15 protein-coding genes and 1 pseudogene are annotated in these 15,545 nt (G+C 49.8%); 3 read left to right on the top strand and 13 right to left on the bottom strand.

Annotated features, from left to right (window positions below):
• The 3 genes and pseudogenes from ACKWCC_RS07470 to ACKWCC_RS07460 form a co-directional block, all read left to right on the top strand.
• Positions 1–272, top strand: a pseudogene (locus ACKWCC_RS07470) (hypothetical protein); the annotation flags it as partial.
• The gene (locus ACKWCC_RS07465; protein ID WP_413995289.1) at positions 253–1,209 is read left to right on the top strand and encodes a serine hydrolase domain-containing protein; all 957 of its coding nucleotides are present in this window, start codon (positions 253–255) and stop codon (positions 1,207–1,209) included. The pseudogene ACKWCC_RS07470 and the gene ACKWCC_RS07465, both read left to right, overlap by 20 nt.
• 152 nt (positions 1,210–1,361) lie before the next feature.
• Entirely contained in the window at positions 1,362–2,474 is a 1,113-nt protein-coding gene (locus tag ACKWCC_RS07460) for an ATP-binding protein (RefSeq protein ID WP_413995288.1), read from the top strand.
• A gap of 60 nt (positions 2,475–2,534) precedes the next feature.
• On the opposite strand, the gene ACKWCC_RS07455 is transcribed toward ACKWCC_RS07460, so the two are convergent.
• The 13 genes from ACKWCC_RS07455 to ACKWCC_RS07395 all read right to left on the bottom strand — a co-directional run bounded on the left by ACKWCC_RS07455 (position 2,535) and on the right by ACKWCC_RS07395 (position 15,367).
• Positions 2,535–2,747, bottom strand: a complete 213-nt coding sequence (locus ACKWCC_RS07455; protein ID WP_413995292.1) for a tyrosine-type recombinase/integrase — start codon at positions 2,745–2,747, stop codon at positions 2,535–2,537.
• A 536-nt stretch (positions 2,748–3,283) separates the two neighbouring features.
• The gene (locus ACKWCC_RS07450) at positions 3,284–4,369 is read right to left on the bottom strand and encodes a phosphotransferase enzyme family protein (RefSeq protein ID WP_413995287.1); all 1,086 of its coding nucleotides are present in this window, start codon (positions 4,367–4,369) and stop codon (positions 3,284–3,286) included.
• A complete protein-coding gene (locus ACKWCC_RS07445; RefSeq protein ID WP_413995286.1) occupies positions 4,360–5,238 on the bottom strand; it encodes a nucleotidyltransferase family protein in 879 nt (292 codons plus the stop codon). The genes ACKWCC_RS07450 and ACKWCC_RS07445 overlap by 10 nt, the downstream gene beginning before the upstream one ends.
• 110 nt (positions 5,239–5,348) lie before the next feature.
• Positions 5,349–5,750: a group III truncated hemoglobin gene (locus tag ACKWCC_RS07440; RefSeq protein WP_413995285.1), complete on the bottom strand. Its 402-nt coding sequence runs from the start codon at positions 5,748–5,750 to the stop codon at positions 5,349–5,351.
• A gap of 117 nt (positions 5,751–5,867) precedes the next feature.
• Positions 5,868–6,374, bottom strand: coding sequence for a GTP-binding protein (locus tag ACKWCC_RS07435; protein ID WP_413995284.1), 507 nt, complete (start codon positions 6,372–6,374; stop codon positions 5,868–5,870).
• Positions 6,355–7,095 (bottom strand): sulfite exporter TauE/SafE family protein, encoded by a 741-nt coding sequence (locus ACKWCC_RS07430; RefSeq protein WP_413995283.1) that lies wholly within the window; start codon positions 7,093–7,095, stop codon positions 6,355–6,357. The genes ACKWCC_RS07435 and ACKWCC_RS07430 overlap by 20 nt, the downstream gene beginning before the upstream one ends.
• A 1-nt stretch (position 7,096) precedes the next feature.
• Entirely contained in the window at positions 7,097–7,543 is a 447-nt protein-coding gene (locus ACKWCC_RS07425) for a FixH family protein (protein ID WP_413995282.1), read from the bottom strand.
• 11 nt (positions 7,544–7,554) lie between these two features.
• Complete coding sequence (ccoG, locus tag ACKWCC_RS07420; RefSeq protein WP_413995281.1) at positions 7,555–8,973, bottom strand: cytochrome c oxidase accessory protein CcoG; 1,419 nt, start codon at positions 8,971–8,973, stop codon at positions 7,555–7,557.
• Positions 8,974–9,172: 199 nt separating this feature from the next.
• Positions 9,173–10,159, bottom strand: coding sequence for a cbb3-type cytochrome c oxidase N-terminal domain-containing protein (locus tag ACKWCC_RS07415; protein ID WP_413995280.1), 987 nt, complete (start codon positions 10,157–10,159; stop codon positions 9,173–9,175).
• A 42-nt stretch (positions 10,160–10,201) separates the two neighbouring features.
• Positions 10,202–10,396 (bottom strand): CcoQ/FixQ family Cbb3-type cytochrome c oxidase assembly chaperone, encoded by a 195-nt coding sequence (locus ACKWCC_RS07410; protein WP_413995279.1) that lies wholly within the window; start codon positions 10,394–10,396, stop codon positions 10,202–10,204.
• 52 nt (positions 10,397–10,448) lie between these two features.
• Positions 10,449–12,653, bottom strand: a complete 2,205-nt coding sequence (gene ccoN, locus ACKWCC_RS07405) for a cytochrome-c oxidase, cbb3-type subunit I (protein WP_413995278.1) — start codon at positions 12,651–12,653, stop codon at positions 10,449–10,451.
• 6 nt (positions 12,654–12,659) lie between these two features.
• The gene (ccoS, locus tag ACKWCC_RS07400) at positions 12,660–12,860 is read right to left on the bottom strand and encodes a cbb3-type cytochrome oxidase assembly protein CcoS (protein ID WP_413995277.1); all 201 of its coding nucleotides are present in this window, start codon (positions 12,858–12,860) and stop codon (positions 12,660–12,662) included.
• Positions 12,861–12,973: 113 nt separating this feature from the next.
• Complete coding sequence (locus ACKWCC_RS07395) at positions 12,974–15,367, bottom strand: heavy metal translocating P-type ATPase (protein WP_413995276.1); 2,394 nt, start codon at positions 15,365–15,367, stop codon at positions 12,974–12,976.
• Positions 15,368–15,545 lie beyond the last annotated feature (178 nt).

The following is a 15,545-nucleotide window of genomic DNA, read 5'->3' as shown; positions in this document are numbered from 1 at the left end:
ACTCAAATAGAATCGATCTTTTTAGTGGCTCACTTTCATCCGCCACACTATGCTCACTTTCATCCGCCGCGGGTGGCTCACTTTCATCCGCCGCAGGTGGTATACTATGCCCGTTTTTTGCACCCAAGTATCCGTCAAAACAATTTCCAATAACCGCGCGAAAACTTGCCGGGCATCTTTCAGGAATGCCACATTACTCATCAAAAGACAGTATCCAAAATCATTTTTATAATTCTGTGACCGAGTCTCTGGGTGTGTTTTTCACATCTTGATCTTTTGCAAAAACCGAGTTCCAAATATATCTATTCAACATATGGTTTCACACTTTTGTCCGCAGTGGTAGAGGGAGCATCTGGAGAACCTTTTTTGGATTACTTGCAAAATGAACTGTTCCGTCCATTGAAGATGGATGATACAGGTCCAGATTTAAGAGGTCGGAATTCGACCAACATGACAGAGCTATTTGGATTGGACAAGAGTGGCAAACCCTACAGGATTGATGATCCTGAAGACCCCAGCTATAAATGGGGTGGTGGCGGCATGGTTTCTACACCATCGGATTTGGTTAAACTGGGCAACGCTTACCTCGATGGTTTTATTAAAAATGAAATGGTAGATGAGGCTTTTAAAAGTCAAAAACTGGCATCGGGCAAAGAAACCGGAGTTGGTATCGGTTGGCGTCGTAATGGGGATATGAACACACGACCTGTCTTCGAACATGCCGGTGCCATGGGCGGAGCCAGAAGTATTCTGGGCATTTTTCCTGAGGATGGTCTGGTTATTGCAATTATGGCCAACACATACAGTCCACGTAATGTTGAAGAAACTGCGCACCTTATGGCAATTCCATTCTTGAGAAAGGAAACCAGAGTGAAACAACCTCAAGGAAAATGGGACTTAACTATTACTGTCAACGACCCCAATGGCAAGGAAATTAAAGAATCTGGTTATCTGATATTAAATGGAGAGGATGACAGGATAGTCATCGACTCCGAAGGGTTGGACAAGACAACCTATCCATTGTTTTATATGCAAACCGGGAATACCTATGCGCTTGCTCATCGCTACGGGCTTAATCACACGGAAATAGAACACGACAGTAATATTTTAAAAGTAAAAAGCATTCTCTATAGAAGTCCGAGAAACCAACCGCCCACAGAGGAAAAACCGTTTTTGTCATTTATTGGAAAACAGTTGCAAGAAAAATGATTACGGGGCTGGGAGTTTTTCTCTAGAAGGACAATTCCATAAAATCAATTTTTAGACGAAAAGAGAAATTATTCCAAATTATTAAACGTGGTCTTTTTGTGATTAAATTCACTAAAAAGCATTACTTTTGGTGAATAAATTCACTAAATCTTATGATTAAGCGAGTCTTAGAGGAGAAAATCGCCCAAAAACTGGATAAAGGAAAGGCAATCCTAGTTATCGGACCAAGGCAAGTTGGAAAAACGACCTTGATCAATTCCATTTTAGAAAATAGGGAACATCTGTTTTTGGATGGTGATGATTCCACCGTAAGAAATCTATTGACCGACCCTAACACCGAGCAATTGAAAAGCATTATCGGCAACTATAATACTTTGTTCATCGATGAGGCTCAACGTATCGAGAATATTGGGTTGACCTTAAAAATCATCACCGACCAGTTCAAAAAAGTTCAGCTATTGGTAAGCGGTTCTTCGGCCTTTGAACTGAACAATCAGACCGGCGAGCCATTGACCGGAAGAAAATGGGAATACAAATTATATCCCATTTCTTGGCAGGAGTTGGAGGAAAGTATTGGTTATGTAAAGTCAGAGCAGCAGATCGAATTAAGAATCCTTTACGGTATGTATCCCGATGTCATTAACAATCCTGGGGACGAAATTGAGGTTTTAAAACAATTGACAAACAGTTATCTCTACAAAGATATTTTGGCATTTAGCGGAATACGAAAGCCCCAAGTGCTGGAAAAGTTACTTCGTGCCCTGGCCTTGCAGTTGGGTAGCGAGGTGAGTTACAACGAACTTGCCCAATTGGTGGGCGTAGATAAGAATACCGTTTCCAATTACATAGATGTTCTTGAAAAAGGGTATGTGATTTTTAGGTTATCAAGTTTCAGCAGAAACCTACGGAACGAAATAAAGACCAACCAAAAAATTTACTTCTACGATACAGGGGTGAGAAATGCCATCATCGGGAATTTCAATCTGTTGGACAGCAGAAGTGATAAAGGAGGGCTCTGGGAGAACTTCTTGATAGCCGAGCGCATCAAAAAACTGGCATACGATGGCTCCTTGGCCAATTCCTATTTTTGGCGTACAAAACAGCAACAGGAAATCGATTACGTTGAAGAGGTCTCAGGCGAAATTACGGGCTTTGAGTTTAAGTGGAATGAAAAAGCCAAAGCGAAACTTCCCAAGTCCTTTATGGAAAGTTACAACGCCATTATCGAAGTAATCCACAGAAATAATTTTAGGGAATTTCTTTAGTCTGTTCGAGATGATAATCTCTCATGGCATCTAAATGGGCCAAAATCCTTTGAGACTAATTCAATCCAATCCCCAAGCCTCTTTTAACTTTTGGGCAGCTTCATGATTAGAGATTTTCAGGTAACGACGAAAAGCCTTTTCAGACTTGTGTCCTGAAATTTTCATGATCAACTGTACATCGATGCCATTCAAATAAGCATTGGTACAAAATAAACGCCTACACGTATGGGAGCTTATCAATTTGTACTTTTCCAAAAGCTGTGCTTGCTTGATGGTGCCCCGTTTGTGTTCAATTTCTACTTTCTCTCATAAAGTGTGTAAATGAAAAAACAGCGGGGGCATGTGCCCGCTGTTTTTTTAACTTTAAATAGTACACCATTATGGGCAAAGAGAAATTCTCCAACGATAATTTGTAAACGGTCCAAGACTGGCAACGAGCTCAGCGGCAGGGGCTGCGCGGTTTACCGTTCTGGCCACAACGAGGATGTAAAGGCGAACGAATGTTCTAGAAGGGTAGGGGCAGGCCATTCCGTGCCAGATTTCCTTTGCGCCAATAGAAAAGTCCTTTCGGCCCCAAAACCTGAAAGCCCGGACCTGTGGTTCGGGGCATTTTTTCCCCACCCATCATTTTTGTCTTGTTTGGCCACACCTTTGGGGGCCTTCACAACAAACCTTTTGTGGGTCGCGGTCCTGGGCTTACTTTTACAGTGTAATCATAAACAAATAATTTTTTTCATTTTCATATAGTGTTCTCGATAAAAGAGTCCGGTCCGTAAAGGTCGGGCTCTTTTTGGTTGTGGTCCCCGGGCTTACCCGGCATGTCCCAAGTGGGACCGGACGCAGCTTTCCATGAAGGGGAGCTCGTGCAGGGTCTTTTGGGCGCAGTCCAACAGGCTCATGGCCCGGTCCAGGTTTTGGGTTTCATAGCTTACCCTGTAGTACACATCATTGTTCAGGTAGTCCGTGAGTGCGCGCAATCCGTGAAGAAAGGGCATGAGCACCGCGCCCAAGGGCAGGGAGGCCACCTCTTCTTCCGTGAGGAAACTGCCGTGCACCTTGAGCCCTTTTACAAAAGCTTCAAAAAGGGGCCGGTCAAAGCCAATTTTGCCCAGGTCGCGCTCATCTTCCGCTGCCGTGTTGGCTATGGTGCGCACCGCATCGCCAAAATCGAACAAAAAGCGGCCCGCCATGATGGTGTCCAGGTCTATGAGGCACAGGGCCAGCCCCGTCTTCCTGGAAAAAAGGATGTTGTTCAGTTTGGTGTCGTTATGGCAAACGCGCAGGGGCAGTGCGTTCAGGTCCATTTTTTTCAGTTTCCTGTAAATGCCCTGTACACTGTCTATGGTGGGCTTTGCCAGGTCAAGGCGCGTCTCGCTTCCGTGGATCAAGGAATCCCCAAACTGACGTATGCGCGCGGAAAGGTCGTGAAACAGGGGAATGGTGTCCACATAGTCCGCTGGGTCGGCGTGCTGCATCAACCTATGGAAATTGCCCAATACCCTTCCGGCCTCAAAGGCAATTTGGGGGGTGGTGGCGTTGTCATAAGTAACACTGTCGTCCACAAATTCCATCAACCTCCAAAAACTGTTTTTAAAGGGCAGGAAGAAGGTGCCCTCCTTGGTCTTTAGTAGGGTTATGTCCTTATAATCGTCTGCTTTGAGCCGCTCCAGGGCCTTGGAGACATTGCCCATCAATCCGTCCACATTGGCAAACACCTTATGGTTTATGCGCTGCAGGATAAATTTTGGGCCCTGGGCATCGTGCACCAAATAGGTGTCATTGATAAAGCCGGTGGTAAGGGGCCGCAGTTCAAGGGCCTCACTATGGGGCACATAAAAAGACCCCAGAATGGCACGGAGCTCTTCTGGGGTGTTGTCATAATTTTTTAGGCCCATAACGGTGAGGGGTATTGCCCTTGATCGGTCTTTCTCTTGAGGTTCTCCAGGGCCTTTTCCTTGTCGCTGGCGTAGGTGACCCCAAACCATTCGCCACCGGAGGGAATGCACTTTACCACGGCCTCGTTGGCCTGTAGCATTTCCTGGATCATGAAGGGCAGGTACAGTTCGCTGTTGGCCACCAGGTTGTTGTTCTTTAGGAAAATGCGCAGGGCATCTTCTATTTTATGGAAGATGGACGGCCTGCAGACCCAAAAGTTCATACTGGCCTGTTCGTGCCCGGTAAATGTAAGCCCGGAATCCTCGTCCATTAAAACATCCCCTTGTTGCACAATCTTTAAACGTTCTTGCACTTCGATGAGGTTGTCTCCATCCACTTCACAAACGCCGCGGGACACGGAGCCATGCTCAGAAAGGGTGTCTTTCAGGGTATAGCCCAAGAGGGCATAGTCCGTCTGGTTGCCCCGCATGAACTCGGCGGCCTTTTGGTAGGCGGCCTGTCCGTAGAAATCGTCCGCGTTGAGTACGGTAAAGGGGCCGGAAATGACATTTCTTGCCGTCCAGACCGCATGGGCGGTGCCCCAAGGCTTTTTGCGTTCCCCGCTAAAACTGGCCCCTTCCGGAATATCGGTCAGTTCTTGGGCCAATACATCCAATCTTACGTCTTGGGGCAGTCTTTGGCTCAGATGGTCTTTTAAAAAGGAAACATTTTCGGCCTTGGTGATGACCACGATCTGCCCAAAACCGTTCTTTATGGCATCGTAAATGGCAAATTCCATCAAGAATTCGCCCTTGGGCCCCAGTTCGTCAAATTGTTTTAGTTTTCCGTATCGGCTACCGCTGCCGGCGGCCATTAATAGTAGTGTCATAGATTGCATTTTATGCCCGCAAAAATAGACAATGTTTCCAAAATCCGTTTATTGGTGGGATATAATGCCCAATAATGGGGTGCATCGCCCTTATGTTCTTACGGACGGCCTCATTGCGATGCCCGGTGCTCAAAGATCTTTATGTACAGCATGGTGCTCATTTTCTGCGCCCTGTTCTTGGCGATCCAGGCCGTTTCCCCATTAAAAAGGGCATCAATGGTGGCAAACCAAAGGTTTAGCCAGAGGCCAAAATGTTCGTTGGTGATCCCGCCCTGCACCCGATCATCTGCCTTTTGGTGGGCCGTGACCGGGTTTCCGGTGTACTTTCGCCTTAAGAAAAGCTGTGTCTCCCAAAAGTCGGTCAATAAGGTCAGGTGGGCCTCCCAGTCGGTTATGATGTCGTTAAAGATGGGGCCAAGCACCTGGTCTTGGCGCACTTTTGCGTAAAAGGTGTTCACCAAAAGGGCCACGTCTTCCCTGTTGCCAATGTCTTTCTTCCCTGTTGCCGTCATATCGTGGTCCTTGTTTTCAAGTACAGCACTAAGATAGGGGTAAAGGGTCGGGTTCACCAAAAAAACGGCATTGCAATGCTGTGTTGAAACGGGCCGGCGATGGGGGTATGGGCGCTCTCAGGTGGCAGCGCCCGCCTTGGCCAGCTCTTCGGTCATAAAGCGGTGCAGTTCTTCCATTTGTGTCCTTCCCTTGCGCTTGCCCAAACGGCCAAAGGCGTAGAGGGCAAACCAGAGTGCCACCATCAAGGCCATAAGGCCCACTTGCAGCGCATAGGGCTTGTCCAGCGCGGCACTGGAGTAGGCCCAAATGCCGAGGATCACAAAAATGGTGGCCACCCCAAAGTGCAGGAACATAAAAAAGGTCCAAAGGGTGGGGTTGGGGCCAAAGAGGCCATAGATCCTGGTTTTATGGTCGTGGTCTTCCACAATTTCCAACTGCAGTTGTGGCGACCAGAAATTGATCTCGTCCCCATTGAACTTAATGAAGAGGTGATCGTCCGATCTTTTAATGAGAAAGGGGGGGTGGTCGCTTTTTTCAAAATGGGCCAACAACGCTTCTTTCTCGCCCTGGGGTTCCAGTTGAAACCTGGGCCTTAGGACAATATCATTGGGCAGTAGGCTCATGGGCTCCAGGGGTGTTGGTGTGGCACTCCATTCCGCTGGTGGCGCTGATCTGCGCCACGGGTTTTGGGGAGACGTATGGGATGCCCAGGCCCAGGCCCCTTAAGATGAAAAGGGAGGCCATGGCAATGACAAATACGGGAATGAGCTTTTGTATGCGCTGCTTGGTATGGCTCTTGAGGAAACCGCCCAGATAGACCGCCGTGGTCATCAAAGGGATGGTGCCCAGGCCAAATAGGACCATGTACAGGCTGCCCTGGCCGGCACTGCCCATGGCCATGGCGCCAAACAGGGCCATGTACACCAGGCCACAGGGAAGAAACCCGTTTAAAAACCCAATGGTAAGGAAGGTGTCCGGGGATTTTTTCTTGAGTTCCGCGCCCAATTTGTTCTTTACTTTCCCAATGATGTTGTAAAGGGGCTTGGAGAGGTTGTACTTATTAAAGGTGCGGTAGGGAATGAGCACCACCGCGATCATGAGCACCCCAATGGCAATGGAGAGCTTCTGTTGCATGCCAAACACATAGAGCCCCTTGCCCAACAGCCCAAATACGAGCCCTATGGTGCCATAGGCCAATAGCCGTCCCAGATGGTAGAGCAGGGTCTGGCCAAAGCGCTTTGCGCCATTGTTGCGATCCACCGGCAGCATAAAGGCAATGGGCCCGCACATGCCCACGCAGTGCAAACTGCCCATAAGACCCAGTATGAGGGCGGAATAGATCATTTCAATAGGTTATTTTATCTTTATGTAGGTATTTTTTACCTTCATACTCCCAGGAAACAGAAATGTCCCAACGACCATCCAACAAACGTTTGTCAGGTATGAGCAAATGTGCATTGGACAGACTTATGGGTAAGTCAAAATCCAAGTGTTCATTAGATGGTCTGTATAGGGACACTGTTCCTGTGATTTTCTTAGGTTCATATTGTTCGGGGAAGGACAGTTGAATGCCACCGTCCAATCTTTTGGTGGTGAGTTGGGCCTTGTTGTCCCGGGCATTGTTCTGTGCATTGATCTCTTCTTGGTAGGCCAGGGTCTGTTTGTAGTAGTCTTCCGTGACCAATTCATGGCTGGCATTGCTCTCCATGGACATGCGCACCACAAAGAAGAGGATAAACCCAATAAATCCTATAAAGGCCAAAACAATTCCCGTTCCCCAATTAATTTTCATGACATTTCTTTTTAGTTGTAGCTCCGTGGAGCCATAAAGGCGGTTATGGTGGTCTCGATCAATTTATCGCCACTGTAAACGCCCACTTTTACCTTTTCTTTATCGCTTTTAATGGCGGCATTGTTGATCTCAATGAACAGCGTGCCTTCTGCCAGGTCCTGGGCGGGCACCAGAAATTGCTCTTTGCGCACCATTTTTATGGTTCCCTTGTGCGACAACAGTTTAAAGGAGACATCTTCCACGTCCTTGACCGTTTTATTGAACAACTTAAAGGTGTACACATTGCTTATGATGTTGTTCTCCTTGTGTTCGTACAATTGCCCGGGCAGGCGCAAAATGTTGGCTTCCAGGTCATTTCTTAGAAAGAGCATGCCGATCAAGACCGCGGTCAGGATGCCCAGTACGGCCGTGTAGCCCTTGAGCCTTGGCGTAAACTTAAATTTTTCCTTTTTGGTAATCTCATCCTCACTGGCGTAACGGATCAGTCCCTTGGGCAGGTTCACTTTTTCCATGATGGTGTCGCATTCATCGATGCAGGCGGTGCAGTTAACACATTCCAACTGGGTCCCGTTCCTGATGTCTATGCCCGTGGGGCACACGTTCACACATTGAAAACAATCAATGCAGTCGCCGTGTCCAAGGGCCTGTCTGTCCTCGTTCTTGCGCCATTTCTTCCGGCCGTTTTCCGCTTCGCCCCTTTTGTGGTCATAGGCCACCACAATGCTTTTGTTGTCCAGCAACACGCCCTGCATGCGGCCGTAGGGGCAGGCAATGATGCACACCTGTTCCCGGAACCAGGCAAAGACCCAAAAGAAGACCCCGGTAAAGACCAAGAGCGCCACAAAGGTGCTCAAGTGCAGCAGCGGACCGTCCGTGATATAGCTGATCAGTTTGTCGCTCCCGATCAAATACGCCAGGAACACATTGGCGATCACAAAGGAAATGACAAAGAAAATGGTCCATTTCAAGGCCCTCTTTTTTATTTTCTGTGCGTTCCAGGGCTGTCGGTCCAGTTTCATCTGTGCGCCGCGGTCGCCATCTATCCAATATTCAATGCGTCTAAAGACCATTTCCATAAAGATGGTCTGTGGGCACATCCATCCGCAGAAAATACGGCCAAAGGCCACGGTGAACAGGGCAATGAAAATGACCCCGATGATCATGGAGATCACAAACAGGTGAAAATCCTGTGGCCAGAACGGAAAACCAAAAATATTGAACCGCCTCTCCAGTACGTTGAACATCAAGAACTGGTTGCCGTTTATCTTAATGAACGGGGATGCGATCAAAAAAGCCAGCAGGGCATAGCTCACATACTTCCTGTACTCGTAGAACCTGCCGCTCGGTTTTTTGGGAAATACCCATGCGCGCTTGCCTTCCTCGTTTATGGTCCCTATTGAATCCCTAAAATTGTCCTGATCTTGTGCCATTAAAACAGTATTTGGTACACGTGGTTAAAGGGATGGTTGTTTTTTTTCTTTTTAGTTCATTTTTGTTGCCTTGCCCCTCGAGATCCTCTCCAGTGGGCGGGTGCCTTGCCATAGCGCCCCTTTTTGATCGGTGCGGGCGCGCCATCGTACTTGCGTGCCTACCCTTGCAAAGGAGGTGCCTCCCGTTGGTTTGGTGTGATTATTCTATAACGGTACCGCCCTGGTCAATGACCTCTTGGTACTCCAGGGTGTCCACTTCCACCTCAATGCTCACCGAGTCCACTGCCGGGGCCTCGGGGGAGGTCATGTGCGGGTCTATCCAAATCTCGCCCTCGGGTTCCTTGGGGTTTGCCGCGGTCTTCCCTTGAAAGGTGAGGATGTAACTGGATACCTGTGCCATTTCCAGGGGCTTAAGGCTCTGTTTCCAGGCCACCATGCCCTTTCCGGCCCTACCCCCCTCGGAGACGGTGTTGAAGACATTTTTGATGCCCCCGCCCAAGATCCAGTATTCATCGGTAAGGTTGGGGCCAATGCCGCCACCGCCGTCCGCCATGTGACAGGCCACACAACTGGCTTCGTAAATGGCCTTGCCGGCGCTGAGGTCGCTCGCGTCCGTAAGGAGCTCCACGGTGTTCACATCCACCAGGTCCTTGGCGTTTTTCTTGTATTCCTCGATCTCCGCTTGGGCTATGGCCACCTCCGTGAGGTACTCGGTGTCCTGGTCATAGTCGTTAAAGACATGAAAGCGCAGCATGTACACCACCCCGAAAATGATGGTGGCATAGAACATGTACACCCACCATGGCGGCAAGTTGTTGTCCAGTTCCTTGATGCCGTCATAGTTGTGGTCCAGAATAATTTCGCCCTCTTTTTCCATGGGCTTGGACCCCAAGAGCTTTTTGTACATCTGTTTGCCCCATTTCCACTCCAGGTTTTTGGGGGCTGTGGAGGCCAGGTAGCGCTCTTTGGCCTCTTCGGAAAGGGTCTGGAAGAGCACGTTCTCTATGGAAATGAGTATCAACTCAATGCCAATGAGCAAAAGCAGTACAAAAATGAGGAACACTCCGGCCATGGGATAGGCCAGGAAGGCGGGCTGCTCCCCGGAATCAATGAAGAACTCCATCAGTCCGGCAACCGCAAAGAATATAAGTGGTATCCTGATCCACCAAGGTATCATATTTTTCATCTGTTGTTTTTTTAAAGGGTTAGGTTGTTGGTCAAGGTGCTTTCATTGTGGTTGGGACGTTGGTGTTTCGTCTTCGTCCAGGGGTATTTCGCTTACTTCCTTTATGTAGCCCTTGGAGGCCGTAAAGACCCACCAGAAGAGCAACATGAAGAAGACAAAGAAAATGAGTAGGGAGAAGATGGGATAGGAGGCTATGCCCTCTATGTCTTCCATATATCCTTTTACAAATTTTAGCATGATGTGATGTTTTTATCGAAGGCCCATTAAAGGTCGGGGCCCACCGTCTTTCTTATTTATTGTTTTCGCTGAGCAGTTCGTCCGTTTCCTTGATTTTTATGTCCGTGCCCAGACGTTGTAGGTAGGCGATCATGGCCACCACTTCACGGTCCCGCATCTCTATGAACTCCTCGCCGTTCTCTTGGGCATAGGCTTTGTCCGCTTCGTAGGAGCGCACAAAGTCCGGATCGCTGTAAAGGTTCTTCTCGATCTGTGCGGCCTGGGCATCCATAAGGGCCTCGGCATTGTCTATCTCCTCTTGGGAGTAGGGTACGCCCAAGGTCACCATTGCTTCCATTTTGGCCCTGATATCGCCGCGATCGTGCTCGTTTTTGATGAGCCACGAATAGGAGGGCATGATGGATCCGGACGAGGTGGTCTGTGGATCGTAGAAATGGTTAAAGTGCCAGCTGTCCGAATACTTGCCGCCCACCCTCAAGAGGTCCGGCCCGGTACGCTTGCTTCCCCAAAGAAAGGGGTGGTCGTACACGAATTCCCCGGCCTTGGCGTATTCGCCGTAGCGTTCCACCTCGCTCCTGAAGGGGCGCACCATTTGGGAGTGACAGCCCACACAGCCTTCCCTGATGTAGAGGTCACGGCCTTCCAGTTCCAGGGGGGTGTAGGGTTTAACGCTGGTTATGGTGGGGATGTTGGATTTTACCAAAAGGGTGGGCACGATCTGTACGATGCCCCCGATCAAAATGGCCACCGTGGCCAAGATGGTGAGCTGTATGGGCTTGCGCTCCAACCAGGTGTGGAAGGTCTCTCCCACGGTTCTCTTGCCGGATACACGGGTGAGTGCGGCGGCCTCTGCCAGTTCGTCCTCCACGTTCTGGCCGGACTTTATGGTCACCACAATGTTGTATAGCATGACAACGGCCCCCACGATGTACATGGTGCCGCCAATGGCGCGCATCCAGTACATGGGCATGATCTCGTTCACGGTCTCCAAGAAGTTCCCGTACACCAAAGTGCCGTCCGGGTTAAAGTCTTTCCACATCAGGGCCTGCGTAAAACCGGCCACGTACATGGGCAGGGCATAGAGGATGATCCCCAGGGTGCCGATCCAGAAATGGAAATTGGCCAGGCCAACCGAGGCCAGTCTGGTCTTGAACATTTTGGGCACCATCCAATAGATCATGCCAAAGGCCAGGAAGCCGTTCCAGGCCAGGGCGCCAACGTGCACGTGGGCAATGATCCAATCACTGAAGTGGGCTATGGCATTTACATTTTTCAAGGACAGCATGGGCCCTTCAAAAGTGGCCATGCCGTAGCCCGTAATGGCCACCACCATAAATTTCAGGGTGGGATCGGTGCGCACCTTGTCCCAAGCCCCCCTTAGGGTGAGCAGGCCGTTGATCATACCGCCCCAAGAGGGAGCGATCAGCATCACGGAGAAGGCCACGCCCAAGTTTTGTGCCCAATCCGGAAGTGCGGAGTACAACAGGTGGTGCGGTCCGGCCCAAATGTAGATGAAGATGAGCGACCAGAAATGGACAATGGAAAGTCTGTAGGAATAAACGGGCCTGTTGGCCGCCTTGGGCACAAAGTAGTACATAAGGCCCAAGAATGGCGTGGTCAAAAAGAAGGCCACGGCGTTGTGCCCGTACCACCACTGTACCAGGGCATCCTGTACGCCAGCATAGACAGAGTAGCTCTTTAGCGCCGCCACCGGAAGTTCCAAACTGTTAAAGATGTGCAGTACCGCCACGGTGACAAAGGTGGCCAGGTAGAACCAAATGGCCACATAGAGGTGGCGCTGCCTTCTCTTGATCATGGTGCCAATGAGGTTTGCCCCAAAGGCCACCCATACCAAGGCTATGGCAATGTCTATGGGCCACTCCAGTTCTGCGTATTCCTTGGAGGTGGTATAGCCCAAGGGTAGGGTTATGGCCGCGGCCACAATGATCAACTGCCAGCCCCAAAAGTTGAAGTTGCTCAAGAAATCACTGAACATGCGCGCCTTTAACAGGCGTTGGGTGGAGTAGTACACCCCGGCAAAAATGGCATTGCCCACAAAGGCAAAGATCACCGCATTGGTGTGCAGTGGGCGCAAACGGCCAAAACTTAACCAGGATATGCCGTCCGTTATGTTCGGGAAGAGGAACATAAAGGCCAACAATAATCCTACACTCATCCCCACAATGCCCCAGAGCAAAGTGGCGTAGAGAAACTTTTTCACGACCTTGTTGTCGTAGTAGAACTGTTGTACTTCCATAATTGATTAGTTATTAGATTCTGTTTTGTTGGTTGGGGCGGTTTTGTCCTTTGTAGTGTCCTTTACCAGTTCATCCTCAAAGAGCATGCGCACGGAGGGCGTATAGGAATCGTCATATTGTCCGCTTTTCACGGAAATGATGAACGCTCCAAAGAAGATGATGGCCACAACTACGCTGATGGCCAATAACACATAAATAACACTCATACCTACCTGAATAATGGTGACAAAACTACTGGGACGCCCCAGCATGAAAAATGATATTTGTCAGGTTTCCAATGATTCTTTTTTATTTTAACATCTCCACGGGCCCGGATCCCTTACGGCAATTTCCTTGAGACATAATTGGACACGATGGTGGTGAACGCCACAATGCTTATGGAGCTCAAGGGCATTAAAATGGCCGCGATCACGGGCTCCAATTGGCCGGTAACGGCGAAATAGATGCCCACCACGTTGTAGGCCAAGGAGAGCACAAAGCTCCATTTAATGATCCGGATGGCTTTTTTGGACAGTTGTATGTATTCCTTTAGAAATTGGAATTTCGAGGCATCGAGAATGGCATCACAGGCCGGGGAAAATACATTGATGTCCTCGGAAATGGCAATGCCCACATCGCTCTGCGCCAGTGCCCCCGCATCGTTTAGTCCATCGCCCACCATCAAGACCTTTTTGCCTTCCTCCTGCCAATTTCGTATGCGGTGCATCTTTTGCTCCGGTTTCATGTTGAACAACATCTGGGTGCCCTTGGGCAGCAGTCTCCCCAAGCGTTCCTGCTCTCCCGCATTGTCTCCGGACATGACGGCGGTGTCCATTTCGCCGGCCAGTTCCAAAAAGAGCTTTTCTATGCCCTCGCGGTATTGGTTCTGGAAGACGTAACTGCCCTTGTAGCCCTCGTTGCTGCTTATGTGCACGGCGGTCTGCAATTGGTCCGTGGTGTCAGAGCTGCCCGTAAAAGCGCCGGACCCTATCCGTATGTTCCGCTTGCCCTTGGTGCCAGAGATGCCCTGGCCCACGTGTTCCTGGTATTCGTCCAGGGTGGCAATGTCATGGGCTGCCAGCAGTTCGTAGAGCTTTCTGCTCAAGGGGTGGTTGCTGGCGCGAAGGGTGCTTTTCATCAGGGATTCCTCGGCTGCCGTCAGGGGCATGCCCTCATAGACCGCCTTGCTCTTCTGGTTGGTGGTGATGGTGCCGGTCTTGTCAAAAATGGCCATATCGATCTGGGCCAGCCGCTCAATGGTCTGCGCGTCCTTGAGGTAGAATTTTCGCTTGCCAAAGATGCGCAGTATGTTGCCCAGGGTAAAAGGGGAGGCCAGGGCAATGGCGCAGGGGCAGGCAATGATGAGCACGGCGGTAAAGACGTTGAGGGCCATGGAGGGGTCAATGAAGAGCCAGACAAAGGTGGCCGTGAAGGCAATGGTGAGCACCGATAGGGTAAACCGTTTGCCAATACGGTCCGTTATGGCCTGGAACTTTGTGGTCTTGTCCTCTTGGAACACACTGTTGCTCCACAGTCCGGTGAGGTAGCTCTGGGAGACCGTTTTCAGGGTCTCCATTTCCAGCGACCCGTTGATCTGCCTTCCGCCGGCAAAAATCTTGTCGCCCTTGTTCTTTTGCACGGGCACCGCCTCCCCGGTCACAAAGCTATAATCTATCTGGGCGGCCTCACTGAGCAGGACCCCGTCTGCGGGGATGATTTCCTCGTTCCTGATCAGCAGCCGATCGCCTTCCTTTACCTCGTGGGCGGGCACGGCCGTTTCACCTTCATCGCCAATGACCGTAACGGCAATGGGGAAATAGGATTTATAGTCGCGCTCAAAAGACAGGAAGGAGTAGGTTTTTTGCTGAAAGAACTTGCCCAACAGAAGAAAGAAGATGAGTCCGGTAAGGCTGTCAAAAAAGCCGGGCCCCCAGTGGAACATGATTTCCAGGGTGCTGCGCACAAAGAGTACGGTAACCCCGAGGGCAATGGGCACGTCCATATTGAGTATGCCCGTGCGCAGTCCTTTATAGGCGGTGGTGTAATAGTCCCGGGCCGCATAGAGCACCACGGGCAGGGAAAATGCGAACATGAGCCAGCGGAAGACGTCCTGGTACTGGTTGAGCCAAAATTCGCCACCGCTGTCCTTACTGCTGTTCAGGTCAAAGTATTCCGGAAAGGACAGGAACATGACGTTGCCAAAGGCAAAGCCGGCAACGCCCAGCTTGTAGATGAGGCCACGGTCCACGGAAGTGGCGCGCTCCCCCATATCTTCCAGGCTTATGTAGGGCTCGTAACCAATGCGGCAGAGCAAGAGCACCAATTCCTTTAGGGTAATTTTGTCCAGGTGATAGGTGATGCGCACTGTTTTCTTCGGGAAATTAACCTGAGAGTTGGTAATGGCGGGGTCCAGCTTGTTCAGGTTCTCCAAGATCCAGATGCAGGAACTGCAGTGAATGTGCGGAACGTAGAGGTTCACGATCTGGATGCTTCCGTCGTTGAACTCGGTCAGTCTTTCAACAATAGCATCAGTATCGAGAAAATCGTACTTGCCCTCAATTTCCTTAGGAGTGGCGCCTGCAGCTTGCTGTAGCTCATAATAATGGGATAGGTCATGGGAAGCAAAAATCTCATAGACCATTTTGCACCCGTTGCAGCAAAACGACTTTTCATCATGTACAATTGGTTTTTTTGCGCAATCATCACCACAATGATAACATTTGGTCTGTTCCATTTACACTATTGCTTATACCTGGGGACAAAATTGTGCATAATATGGCACACCAAATATGATAAATATCATCTTTTGCCGCTGGGGTGCGGCCCTATCTTTGTTCCATGCCCGGTGGTATGTTCCCTTGGGAGTGTTAAAATGTCAAAGCTGACAATTATCATTGTTTGCCCTGGTGATC

This window comes from Maribacter aquimarinus (assembly GCF_047345505.1).
In the GTDB taxonomy this organism is placed as follows: domain Bacteria; phylum Bacteroidota; class Bacteroidia; order Flavobacteriales; family Flavobacteriaceae; genus Maribacter.
The sequence above is the reverse complement of the archived record's forward strand: the minus strand, read 5'-3'. Positions and strand labels throughout refer to the sequence as shown.

Coding starts and splice junctions, on each gene's coding strand:
- ACKWCC_RS07460 (WP_413995288.1), top strand. CDS start 1,362: ATGATTAAGCGAGTCTTAGAGGAGAAAATCGCCCAAAAACTGGATAAA.
- ACKWCC_RS07450 (WP_413995287.1), bottom strand. CDS start 4,369: ATGGGCCTAAAAAATTATGACAACACCCCAGAAGAGCTCCGTGCCATT.
- ACKWCC_RS07445 (WP_413995286.1), bottom strand. CDS start 5,238: ATGACACTACTATTAATGGCCGCCGGCAGCGGTAGCCGATACGGAAAA.
- ACKWCC_RS07440 (WP_413995285.1), bottom strand. CDS start 5,750: ATGACGGCAACAGGGAAGAAAGACATTGGCAACAGGGAAGACGTGGCC.
- ACKWCC_RS07435 (WP_413995284.1), bottom strand. CDS start 6,374: ATGAGCCTACTGCCCAATGATATTGTCCTAAGGCCCAGGTTTCAACTG.
- ACKWCC_RS07430 (WP_413995283.1), bottom strand. CDS start 7,095: ATGATCTATTCCGCCCTCATACTGGGTCTTATGGGCAGTTTGCACTGC.
- ACKWCC_RS07425 (WP_413995282.1), bottom strand. CDS start 7,543: ATGAAAATTAATTGGGGAACGGGAATTGTTTTGGCCTTTATAGGATTT.
- ccoG (WP_413995281.1), bottom strand. CDS start 8,973: ATGGCACAAGATCAGGACAATTTTAGGGATTCAATAGGGACCATAAAC.
- ACKWCC_RS07415 (WP_413995280.1), bottom strand. CDS start 10,159: ATGAAAAATATGATACCTTGGTGGATCAGGATACCACTTATATTCTTT.
- ACKWCC_RS07410 (WP_413995279.1), bottom strand. CDS start 10,396: ATGCTAAAATTTGTAAAAGGATATATGGAAGACATAGAGGGCATAGCC.
- ccoN (WP_413995278.1), bottom strand. CDS start 12,653: ATGGAAGTACAACAGTTCTACTACGACAACAAGGTCGTGAAAAAGTTT.
- ccoS (WP_413995277.1), bottom strand. CDS start 12,860: ATGAGTGTTATTTATGTGTTATTGGCCATCAGCGTAGTTGTGGCCATC.
- ACKWCC_RS07395 (WP_413995276.1), bottom strand. CDS start 15,367: ATGGAACAGACCAAATGTTATCATTGTGGTGATGATTGCGCAAAAAAA.